At 45.2% G+C, this 10,875-nt stretch carries 12 protein-coding genes; 7 read left to right on the top strand and 5 right to left on the bottom strand.

The genetic code is table 11. From position 1 onward, the window contains the following. Positions 1–10: 10 nt before the first annotated feature. From CAG68_RS06350 to CAG68_RS06340, 3 genes are all read left to right on the top strand, one after another. Positions 11–580, top strand: coding sequence for a YajG family lipoprotein (locus CAG68_RS06350; protein WP_005380259.1), 570 nt, complete (start codon positions 11–13; stop codon positions 578–580). Then, the gene (locus tag CAG68_RS06345; protein WP_005380258.1) at positions 580–1,125 is read left to right on the top strand and encodes a peptidylprolyl isomerase; all 546 of its coding nucleotides are present in this window, start codon (positions 580–582) and stop codon (positions 1,123–1,125) included. Before CAG68_RS06350 ends, CAG68_RS06345 begins: the two co-directional genes overlap by 1 nt. A gap of 71 nt (positions 1,126–1,196) precedes the next feature. Further along, positions 1,197–2,549 carry an AmpG family muropeptide MFS transporter gene (locus tag CAG68_RS06340; RefSeq protein ID WP_005380257.1) on the top strand — a complete coding sequence of 451 codons (1,353 nt, stop codon included), beginning with the start codon at positions 1,197–1,199 and terminating at the stop codon, positions 2,547–2,549. A 63-nt stretch (positions 2,550–2,612) separates the two neighbouring features. Here the strand turns inward: CAG68_RS06340 and CAG68_RS06335 are convergent, their stop codons facing one another. Genes CAG68_RS06335 through CAG68_RS06320 form a run of 4 tightly spaced genes read right to left on the bottom strand, consistent with a single transcriptional unit; the run spans position 2,613 to position 5,849 of the window. Beyond that, positions 2,613–3,272 (bottom strand): ChrR family anti-sigma-E factor, encoded by a 660-nt coding sequence (locus CAG68_RS06335; RefSeq protein ID WP_005380256.1) that lies wholly within the window; start codon positions 3,270–3,272, stop codon positions 2,613–2,615. Next, positions 3,269–3,853: an RNA polymerase sigma factor gene (locus CAG68_RS06330; protein ID WP_017636022.1), complete on the bottom strand. Its 585-nt coding sequence runs from the start codon at positions 3,851–3,853 to the stop codon at positions 3,269–3,271. The genes CAG68_RS06335 and CAG68_RS06330 overlap by 4 nt, the downstream gene beginning before the upstream one ends. A gap of 44 nt (positions 3,854–3,897) precedes the next feature. After that, positions 3,898–5,256: a DUF4397 domain-containing protein gene (locus CAG68_RS06325; protein ID WP_053306734.1), complete on the bottom strand. Its 1,359-nt coding sequence runs from the start codon at positions 5,254–5,256 to the stop codon at positions 3,898–3,900. Further along, on the bottom strand, positions 5,253–5,849 hold the full coding sequence (locus CAG68_RS06320) for an LON peptidase substrate-binding domain-containing protein (RefSeq protein ID WP_053304081.1): 597 nt from the start codon (positions 5,847–5,849) through the stop codon (positions 5,253–5,255). The genes CAG68_RS06325 and CAG68_RS06320 overlap by 4 nt, the downstream gene beginning before the upstream one ends. Positions 5,850–6,172: 323 nt before the next feature. On the opposite strand from CAG68_RS06320, the gene CAG68_RS06315 reads away from it, so the two are divergent. The 4 genes from CAG68_RS06315 to csdA all read left to right on the top strand — a co-directional run bounded on the left by CAG68_RS06315 (position 6,173) and on the right by csdA (position 9,824). Then, positions 6,173–7,018 carry a nucleoside-specific channel-forming Tsx family protein gene (locus CAG68_RS06315; protein WP_005391741.1) on the top strand — a complete coding sequence of 282 codons (846 nt, stop codon included), beginning with the start codon at positions 6,173–6,175 and terminating at the stop codon, positions 7,016–7,018. 108 nt (positions 7,019–7,126) lie between these two features. Then, positions 7,127–8,017 carry a 2-dehydropantoate 2-reductase gene (gene panE, locus CAG68_RS06310; protein ID WP_053306735.1) on the top strand — a complete coding sequence of 297 codons (891 nt, stop codon included), beginning with the start codon at positions 7,127–7,129 and terminating at the stop codon, positions 8,015–8,017. Next, complete coding sequence (locus tag CAG68_RS06305; protein WP_006742560.1) at positions 8,014–8,613, top strand: DJ-1 family glyoxalase III; 600 nt, start codon at positions 8,014–8,016, stop codon at positions 8,611–8,613. Before panE ends, CAG68_RS06305 begins: the two co-directional genes overlap by 4 nt. Continuing rightward, the gene (gene csdA, locus CAG68_RS06300; protein ID WP_161440931.1) at positions 8,613–9,824 is read left to right on the top strand and encodes a cysteine desulfurase CsdA; all 1,212 of its coding nucleotides are present in this window, start codon (positions 8,613–8,615) and stop codon (positions 9,822–9,824) included. Before CAG68_RS06305 ends, csdA begins: the two co-directional genes overlap by 1 nt. Positions 9,825–9,857: 33 nt before the next feature. Here csdA and CAG68_RS06295 read toward each other — a convergent pair whose 3' ends face one another. Continuing rightward, positions 9,858–10,778, bottom strand: a complete 921-nt coding sequence (locus CAG68_RS06295; protein ID WP_054728419.1) for a GGDEF domain-containing protein — start codon at positions 10,776–10,778, stop codon at positions 9,858–9,860. Between the last annotated feature and the right edge of the window lie 97 nt (positions 10,779–10,875).

The following is a 10,875-nucleotide window of genomic DNA, read 5'->3' as shown; positions in this document are numbered from 1 at the left end:
GAATAATAAAATGAGAAAATTGGTACTTGCGGCTTCGGTTGCGTTGCTTGCTGCGTGTTCAGCCCCTCAACAACCTCAGCTGAACCTGATGCCAGAAAGCACATTGAGCACCAATCCAATTGTTCAAGGCAAGACTTACAGTTTGACCAGCAAAGATGTACGTGCAGCGCAGTACGTGGCGTTGGTGGATAACGGCCGTTCGAACATTCTTCCTCTTCATGCTAAACAGAATTTACGTATTGCGTTAGAAGAAGCATTAGAGAAGCAATTCTCATCTCAAGGTTTCCATGCGGATCTAAACAGCAACAACGCGATTGAATTGAGCGTTCAAGAAGCGTTGGTCAACGTGAAGCATTCGGTGATGGAAAATGAGATGGATGCTAAAGTTGTGCTGGAAATCACAGCAGAGACACCTGAGGGCAAGCTAGTCAAAACTTATACAGGTACAGCAAAGCGATCTGGCACATTGAGTGCTTCTGATGCCGATATTGAAGAAACATTGAATGATGTGGTGACATTAACGCTTAAAGAGATTGCCAATGACCCTGAGCTTCGTCAATACATGCAGGAGCGTTTCTAATGTTACGCAAAGCGATTCTGTCTTTAGCATTACTCAGCTGCAGCGTTTGGGCTGGACCAAAAGTAGCGTTTGAAACGACACTTGGCTCATTTACGGTTGAGTTAAACGAAGAGAAAGCACCTATCACTGTCGCTAATTTTCTGAAATATGTAGAAGATGGGAGCTACGAAGGTACTATTTTTCATCGTATTATCCCAGGCTTCATGGCACAAGGTGGCGGCTTTAACCAAGATATGCAGATGGTGAAAACATACGCGCCAATCAAAAACGAAGGAAATAATGGTCTAAACAATGACCGTGCTACCATCGCCATGGCACGAACTAATGCACCAAACTCTGCAACTCGTCAGTTTTTCGTCAACTTAGTCGACAATGACTTTCTCAACTATGGCGCTCGACCACCAGGTTATGCTGTATTTGGTGAGGTTACTGAGGGGTTCGACGTTATCCAGAAAATGGCTCAGCAGCCGACCACGACAGTAGGCCGAATGCGTGATGTACCAGAGACGCAAATCGTCATCACCAAAGCTACACTACTTAAATAGCCAAAACGATAAGCCCTTTGAATAATCGAAGGGCTTTCTCTTTCAACGGCTTCATTTTATTGGATTGATTTATGTCTTCATTACCTTCCATCACTTGGTTGGAAACGGTAAAAAGTTACCTCGATAAACGACTCATGTGGGTTTTCATGCTGGGCTGCTCTAGCGGCTTTCCGTGGGTTCTTATCGGTTCAAACATGTCAGGTTGGCTAAAAGATGCCGGCTTGACCCTCTCCGCAATTGGCTATTTTGGTAGCGTTTTTGCGGTCTATGCGATCAACTTTCTGTGGGCACCTCTGGTTGACCGCGTGAAGCTGCCAGTCCTCTTTAGACTGCTGGGGCAAAGACGTAGCTGGATTTTCTTTTGCCAAAGTATCGTACTCGTCGCTACCCTATTTATTGCCGGCGTTAATCCAGCGGAAAACTTGGTGTTTGCGTCACTACTCGCCTTGTGTATTGCAACGGCTTCAGCGACACAAGACATCGCAATTGATGCTTTTCGTATTGATACTTTCCCAAAGTCAGAAGAGTCTAAACTGCCTCAAGCTTCTGCAATGGCGGTCATTGGCTGGTGGACAGGTTATTCACTACCGGGTTATTTAGCGTTTGTTAATGCTGACAGTGTCGGTTGGAATGGTGTGTATTACGGGATGGCGGTGATAGTCGGCATTCTAATGGTCTTTACGATTTTAGTCGGTGAACCGAAGACTCAACGCGAACAACTTCAGTCTGCCGCTGAACAACGACACAAAGAAGTGGTTGGTTCAAAAGTCGTAGCTTGGTTTACCGTGACTGTTGTAGAACCTTTCCTTGATTTCTTTAATCGCAATGGCGTCCGTGTCGCGATTACTCTGTTGCTGTTCGTTTTCCTATTTAAAATTGGCGAAGCGTTTTTGGGCAGGATGTCGATCGCGTTCTATAAAGATATTGGTTTTAGCAATGAACAAATTGGCTATTACTCCAAACTGATTGGTTGGGGAGCCACCATCTTCTTTACTTTTGTCGGAAGCATGTTCAACGTTAGGTTTGGTATTGTACGTGGATTAATGATCGGCGGTATTGCTATGTCTGCCAGTAACTTGATGTTTGCATGGATTGCTTCGGTAGGCCCAAACGAGCACTTGTACTTAGCCACGATTATTGTCGATAACTTTACGACTGCTTTCTCAACCGTCGCTTTTGTTTCATTTTTGACGATTCTAACCGGGCAAGCATTTTCGGCAACTCAGTATGCGTTGCTTGCCTCTCTAGGAAACTTCGGACGGACGACTCTTGCTTCTTTCAGTGGCGAGCTAGTGGATTATCTTAATGATTGGAGCACATTCTTCGTGCTTACCGCTGTCATGGTCGTGCCAAGCTTGATTATGTTGTACTCGCTACGACATTACTTTGATGCTCTATTGGAAAAAGCACGTCACAAACATTAACGAAACATATAAAAAACCACCGAATTCGGTGGTTTTTGTTTTGCGAGATATAAGATAAGAGGTCTATGGGTATAACCCTTTACCAAACATATTAAATATACGTGCCACGCCTTGAGTAAAGATCATCGGCTCAGTCAATACGGTTAAACACAAGCAGTCTTCTCCGGCCTTAGTGTAAGGGCTGTGCTTCACTGATGCGTCTCTAATCATCAAATCGCCTTCTTCATATTGGCCATCCTCGTCACTAAATCCACCATGTAGGATCAATGTAGACTCCAGGCCTTTGTGCGTATGTTGAGGAATTTGCACATCTTCCCCGATGTACATTAAGCTGACACGAGCGTCTTCCCCTAGGTCAATCTGAGCACTGAAAACCTTGCCTCCGTAACTTCTCCATGACCCTACGAGGTCAGAGAAACGCGCTAGAGTTTTAGGAAGAGCGAAACTTTTTCCTGCCACATTAACAGCAGCAGAGTCGCGGATCACGATATTATCAGTCGCTGGCTCCGCATTGATGATGTCATTAAACATGTCGTCAAATTCAGAAACATACTCAGAAGGTATGTCACTTACGATGTTCGCTTGACTTGCTTCGACTTGGTTCACATAAGCTCGGCACTTGGTGCATGTTTCTAAATGGGTTGCGACCACAAGACCAGAAACTGCATCAATGCTTCCCGAAGCGTATGCTTCTAACAAGCTGTTATCTGGGTGTTTGTTCATAGTTGCTCCGTATGCATTGAATGCCTTAGCTTTTCTACTGCAAGCCTCAGCCTGGATTTTACGGTACCGAGGGGTATATCAAATAATTCCGCGACCTGTTGATGAGGTAACTCTTCAAGATATACCGCTTGTAAAACATCTCTCTGGTTTTTCGGTAATATATCTAAAAACTTAACCACCTGTTCTTTCAACATATCTTGTTCTGGTGAATAGTGATCAACAAGATCAGGTGGATAATACTCTGACGGCCAAATGTCATCAGAATGAATGTGTAATTCCTTACCTTTCTGTTTTCTCAGCAGATCAAAACAAAGGTTTCGGATTATGGTATATATCCAAGTCGATAACGCGCTCTTTTCACCATCATAGAGGTGCGCTTTCTGCCAAACTGTCGCCATGGTCTCTTGCACCATCTCCATAGCAACTTGCTCATTACCAACATGTTTGTAAGCGAATTGCTTCAGCTTGGGTGCGTAAAAACGGAATACAAAAGCGAACGCATCTTTGTCTCGATCCTTCACTTTATCCATGTAATCGTTCCAATCACTGCGCCCCAGTTTTTTCGGGCTATCACTCATCATAATCGGCCTTAATTTGTGGGAGGAGTCTCCTCCTCCCATTCGTCCTAATCGGTCACGTCATCGACCAACAAGTTGAAACCACCGTTGTTCCCATCATCAATGGCAACGACTTGGTACACAACACCGTTCATTACATTGACTGGTGCTGAGTCAACCGCAACAATACTTGGGTTACCAGCCACTGTTACCGTTACATAATATGTACCTTCAGCGACATATAATCCTTGTACGCTATTTTTATACGCAAAATTAGCAATAGTTGGATCACTTCCATCTATTCCTGCACTCGTAGTGAGGTAAATATCCACCATTTCCGCTATAGGATTAGCCGCCGCGTGTGTCACATTCAATGTCGCGCTAGTCGCCACAGCGCGTCTCATATCTTCAACAACCAGAGCTTCGATATCAATCGCTGGGCTAACAACACCGACTGCATAAACACTGTAATCCATTCCACCTGCAACCATTAACCCGCCAACATCTATGATCGGATTGGTTGTTGTGCCATCCACGTAAACGTCAATATCGTAAGCGCTAGCAGCAAGATCCAAATAACCACGAATCTCTTTGAACGCTAAGTCGGCAAGAGGAGCGAAGGCCGCCCCGTTAACGTTAACATCGACGACTGGCGCTCCATCGACAAGGTGTCCGACTCTTACTTCAGCTTGGCTGCCCATATCTTCAATTATAGAAGAGCCCGAACCGTCCAACACCAAGAGTTTGACAGGTGACGTGCTATTCGAATCTCCTGTGCCGATAGCGGCAATCGTCAAGTTGGAGTTAGCCGCAAGAGATACTTTGCCCGAGTCAAAAGCAACGCTGTCTCCTACGGCAAGTCGAACTTGATACTCACCAGCTGGGATGTTCAATACGTCGGTAGAAGCTTTGTAAGCAAGGTTAGTTATTGGAGTCGCGCTAGCAAGAGCAACACCTGGCTCAGTGACATAAAGATCAACAGCAGGAACGCCTGAAGCTGCATGAACAACTTGAACATCTAGACTATTGGCATCAGCCATTGAATCGGCGCTGCGAGTCACAACTAAAGGCTCAACTGGGTTTGGCGAACCATCGGCATCGCCAACAACGAACACGTTATAATTGAGGTCGGAATCAAGATCTAGTTCTGTTTTAGGTACTACGGTCGCGGTTTCATTACCTGGGAGCTGTACATCGACCTGAATCGAATTCATCCCCTCTCGCAATTTAACGTAGCCAGATCCCACACCATAATCAACATTCGTTAAAGATGGTTTATCGTTGATCCACACATTTGCAAGCGGCGCATCAGAAGAAGCGTGCACTGCTTGTAAATTGGAATACTCGATAGTGTCACTGTCGGAGCCACACGCCGCCAGTCCTAATGTCGCAACAATAGTTAGCGCAGCTTTATTAAATCCTTTCATATCCTTGCCTCTTTGTTAGTCGGGGCTTCTATGGCTTCTGTCAGAAATTGCAACGCAGGAATACAGTCCTCTGCGCCGACTAGCTGTTCGAACAGATTGCAGTCTAGGGGTAGTAACTCAAGCCAACGCTGAGTAACCCAAGCAGAGTCATCGTAAAAACGATGCTGGTAGAGGCTTCCAAGTTGAGGAAACTCTTCATAAACATGGGATAACTGCTGGCTTAAAAAGAAGAAATCTGGTGAGTTGTCTAGATGTTGCCAATTGTCTAACCATTCAACCTCTGCATGACGTAAGCCATCCGCATCTGCACGGACGCGTTTGACAATAAAGCGTTGCTCACCAGCAACTGTAATACCAAGAAGGCCATCACTGAGTGTTTCAAAATCAACGATCCTGACCAAAGTTCCGATAGATGAAACGTTACCCACGTCTTTAGGGTCACCTTCACTTCCTACCAGGCAAACTCCAAAGCCCACATTTTGTAGGCTGCATTCCTTTACCATTCGCTTATATCGTGGCTCAAAAATGCGCAGATTCATTTTACCCTCAGGGAGTACAACTGAAGTGAGTGGGAATAACATGACTTCTTTCATTCAAACGTCCTCTTTGATTCACGGATACATACGAATCCCTTATCACTCCGATCACTAACGATTTATGTTGGTTAATCGACTGGCTTAAAAAGTCATAAAATCGCTTACGCAAACGATCCAAATCACACATTTATTGCAATCAAATGCAACAAACAAAAAGTTCCGTAAATAAAGATAATTTCGTGACACAACTCACCAAAAACGTTCAGTTTTGCACCCTTTATCACTTTCATTTGGGATTTTTATCGCTATTATTCCCGCCAATTGGAAAGCGCAGCATAGATTGCGTGTTCTGAATCATTACAAACATAGAGAGTCCCCTTATGCGTAAATCACTTTTAGCTCTTAGCCTTCTAGCGGCTACTTCAGCTCCAGTTATGGCGGCAGATTACTCTGACGGCGATATCCACAAAAACGATTACAAGTGGATGCAGTTCAACTACATGTACTCAATTGATGAAATGCCACGAGTTAAAGGCGCTGACGACAACGCTCACGATTACCTAGAAATGGAATTTGGCGGTCGCTCTGGTATTTTCGACCTATACGGTTACGTAGACGTATTTAACCTAGCGACTAAAGATAACCAAGATAAGTCAATTGAGAACGGCGCTCCTGACAAGATGTTCATGAAATTTGCACCACGTATGTCTCTAGATGCCGTAACTGGTAAAGACCTATCTTTCGGTCCAGTTCAAGAGCTATACATTGCATCTCTAATGGAATGGGGCGGTAACAACGGTGGTGTAAACAACCAGAAAATCGGTTTAGGTTCTGATGTAATGGTTCCTTGGTTAGGTAAAATCGGCCTAAACCTGTACAGCACTTACGATGGCAACAACAAAGGTTGGAACGGTTTCCAAATCTCGACTAACTGGTTCAAACCATTCTACTTCTTCGACAATGGTTCATTCATTTCTTACCAAGGTTACATTGATTACCAATTCGGTATGGATGATGATGCTGGTAACAAATTTGGTACTACCGCGTCAAACGGTGGTGCAATGTTCAACGGCATTTACTGGCACTCAGATCGCTTCGCGGTTGGTTACGGCCTGAAAGCATACAAAGAAGTATATGGCGTAAAAGACGGTCTACAAGTTGCTCCAGGTGTTGAGCTAGAATCGACTGGTGTAAGCCACTACCTAGCTGTAACTTACAAGTTCTAATTGAACCACTAAGTTTGCTCAAAAATGGCGCCTTTCGGCGCCATTTTTATTTGCTTTCCTTTTTTCCCTCATTATCCTTGCAGCAAACCTTTTTAATGAGAGCGTTTGGTGAATATCCTTATCCTCGGTCCAGGTGCGGTGGGCTCACTCTGGGCAACAAAATTTAAGCTTGCCGGGCACAATGTTTCATTGTGGGGAAGAAGTTCAGAGAGACAACAACCACTTCAGTTGGATGACACACCCGCAATCGTATTCAGTAATCAAGATATTTCCTCCGTAAATCAAGCGGACCTCATTTTGATCACGGTAAAAGCTTGGCAAGTGGAAGACGCCATTCAGCCTTTGCTCCCTCATATCAATACAGACACGATTATCATGCTGATGCACAATGGTATGGGTACTGCCTCTGCCTTGGAGAAGGTTGTGCCAAACAATCCGATAGTGCTCGCAACAACAACGCACGGCGCATACAAACCAGATAACCAACACGTATTGCATACCGGTCACGGAACAACGCAAGCGGGTGGTTATAATGACAAAGGAATGCAGTGCACTTTTCTGAAAGATGTTATGCATAATGCCCTTCCAGAGGCCATTTGGAATCCACACATCCAATCTGCGTTATGGACTAAGTTAGCGATCAACTGCGCGATTAACCCACTGACTGCGATTCTCCAGTGTAAGAATGGTGAACTTGCGAAGCCCGAGTTTAAGATACAACTCGAAAGCATCACTCAAGAACTGGTTGAAGTAATGAGTAAAGAAGGTATTGCTATCGAGTTTCGCTCTCTTTTCGATACGGTAATGCAAGTGGTGAACGCCACAGCTGAGAACTATTCTTCAATGAGACAAGACGTATTCCATCAGCGTCGAACGGAAATTGATTTTATAACCGGATACTTGTTAAAGGCTGCCGAGAAACATCGCATCAATACGCCTGAGAATTTAAAACTTTACCAACGCATCAAACAAATAGAACAAAGCTGGACAGAACAATGAGTAAGAAAATCTTAGTGCCAATCGCTCCGGGCACCGAAGAAATGGAAGCCGTCACCGTTATCGACATGATGGTTCGCGCGGGTTATGACGTTACGGTAGCGAGTGCTGCTTTTGATGGCTCATTGACGATGAAAGCTTCTCGCGGAGTCACACTAACAGCCGATTGTAAACTGGTCGATATTGCTGATGATGAGTTTGACGCCATAGCGCTTTCTGGTGGTGTTGGTGGTGCAGAAATTTTTCGTGATAGCACGGTGATGATAGAAATCCTTAAGCAGCACATCTACGAGGGAAAATTGGTCGCTGCTATCTGCGCAGCACCGGCGTTGGTATTGCAACACCATGATCTTTTCCCACAATCACTGATGACCTGTCACCCGAGCTTTCAGTCACATATCCCGGAAGAGAAGTGGCGCAGCAAACGCGTGACCTTTGATATCAACCACAACCTGATCACTAGTCAAGGTCCGGGTACAGCTTTAGAGTTCGCGATGGAAGTAATCATTCAACTCTCAGGTAAAAAACACGCATGGTCAGTTGCTGAACCAATGATCCCTCTGCCTACTCTGCACTACCACAAGCTTGGTGAAGAATAATGTTTGACGTAAATGCTGTACGCGAGCAATTTCCTGCTCTAAACCAATCCGTCAACGATACGCCCTTAGTGTATCTAGATAGCGCAGCGACAACGCAAAAACCGCAATGTGTGATTGATGTCATCAGTCATTACTACAGTGCGCAAAATGCCAATGTTCACCGTGGCAGCCACAGTTTAACGGCTAATGCCACCAGCCAATTTGAAGCGGCACGAGAACGAGTGGCAAGCTTTATTGGTGCAAACAGCTCTAAAGAGATCATTTGGACACGGGGCGCAACCGAAGCACTGAACTTAATTGCTCAAACCTACGCCCGTAGCACGTTACAACCAGGTGATGAGATCTTAATTAGCGAGATGGAGCACCACGCCAACATCGTGCCCTGGCAAATCGTGGCAGAGCAAACGGGTGCTAAAGTCATTAAAGTTCCGATGACATCAGATTGCCAGTTCGACATCAGTGCATTTGAGGCGCTTCTGTCTGACCGCTGTAAAATTGTTGCTTGCGCACAAATAACCAACGTAACAGGCACACGCCAACCTATCGAAAAAATCACTGAACTGGCGCACAACGTTGGCGCGGTTGTTGTAGTTGATGGCGCGCAAGGCATCGTATATGAGCAACTTGATTTATCGGCATCAGATATCGATTTCTACGTTTTCTCAGGTCACAAACTTTATGCACCAGCAGGCATTGGGGTTTTATACGGCAAGCTTGAACTTTTGGAAGCCATGCCACCATGGCACGGCGGCGGTAAAATGGTTGAACGCGTTTCTTTCGAAAAAACGACGTTTTCTGCACTTCCTGGTAAATTTGAAGCGGGCACACCAAACGTTGCGGGCGCGATTGCTCTAGCGAAAGCCATTGAGTGGTACCAAGGTTTTGACCATCACGAAGTAGAGACTCATCTCCATGTGCTTCAGGATAAGGCCTACCAAGCACTAAGCGCTTTGGATGACATCCATATTCTAGGCTATCAACCGAATGCCTCTGTACTGACGTTCGTCATGGACGGCGTTCATCACCAAGACATGGCGACGCTGCTCGATCAACAAGGCATTGCGGTACGAGCAGGACACCACTGCGCTCACCCATTGATGGATGCGCTAAACGTTAAAGGCACGGTACGCGTTTCTTTTGGTATTTATAACACGGCTGAAGATGTGGATAGACTCATCGCCGCCGTAGAAAAAGCCGTCGACATGCTATAACGCCAACAGTTTGATTTGGAGTAACCAACAAGGTTACTCCATCTGCCTATCCAGAGTCGCCACGCAATTTCTGCCATTTCTTTTCGCAGCATAAAGCGCTTTATCTGCATGCGCATACAAACGTTTGGTGGTTTCATTTCTGCCTATTTCCACCACGCCTACACTCACCGTGACCGGAATTTCAATCTTTTCAAATTCGAACTGACAATTTTGAATGTGGGAACGTACTTCCTCTCCTACCTCTTTCGCCGCCGACAGAGAAGTTTCTGGCAAAATAATCGCAAACTCCTCCCCTCCGACTCTTGCAAAAATTTCGTCTTTGACGAGTAAGTGAGAAACCAAATCAGCTAAGGTCTCTAAGACATAATCCCCCGCATCATGACCACGTTTATCATTGATGACTTTAAAAAAGTCCAAATCAAACAATAACAACGCGGAGTGATAGTTCGGCTCTTGAGCTTTAATGACCTCTTCTGTGAGCTTTTCGAAAAAGACACGTCGATTGTAGATGTTGGTAAGAGCATCAATTTGGCTTTGATGGCGAAGAAGGGTTTCAACTCGGTGGCGATTGGAGATGTTGCGTGTAAGAATAAGGACAACGCGACGACCTCGGTATTTTATAGCGAGTGGGCAGATCTTGCCTTCGTAGTATAGGTCGCCTCTTGGCCCACTGTTAGCATCTATTCCCTGAATGCTGTCGGCGCACATCTTGTACTCGACCGTCACAATACTGTCTTGTTTCAGTGATCGATTGATCTGCTCGATAAACCAGTCAGCTTTATCTTTCTCGAGTACGCTGTGCAGCGTCTCACCTATCAAATTGCTTCCATCGTGATAGGCTTTTTTATCTGTTCCTCCAAAAACATCAATATAGATACCATCTTCACTCAGAATAAAAGTGGGGTCTGGCATTCCGGATAACACGTCTTGCGCATGTTCCAAGGTGAATTGCATATAGGGAGGTTCCTAGCATTTGTATCTAAGTAACCCAATCGCTTCCAAGTGTGTTTCCACATTGGGGAATAGGAGCGGATGGGGCATATGTCTATTA

Origin of the sequence: Vibrio sp. V42_P2S4T144, from assembly GCF_009904715.1 — a bacterium.
Lineage (GTDB): Bacteria > Pseudomonadota > Gammaproteobacteria > Enterobacterales > Vibrionaceae > Vibrio > Vibrio alginolyticus.
Note: the sequence above shows the minus strand (reverse complement) of the source record. Positions and strands in the feature narration are given on the sequence as shown.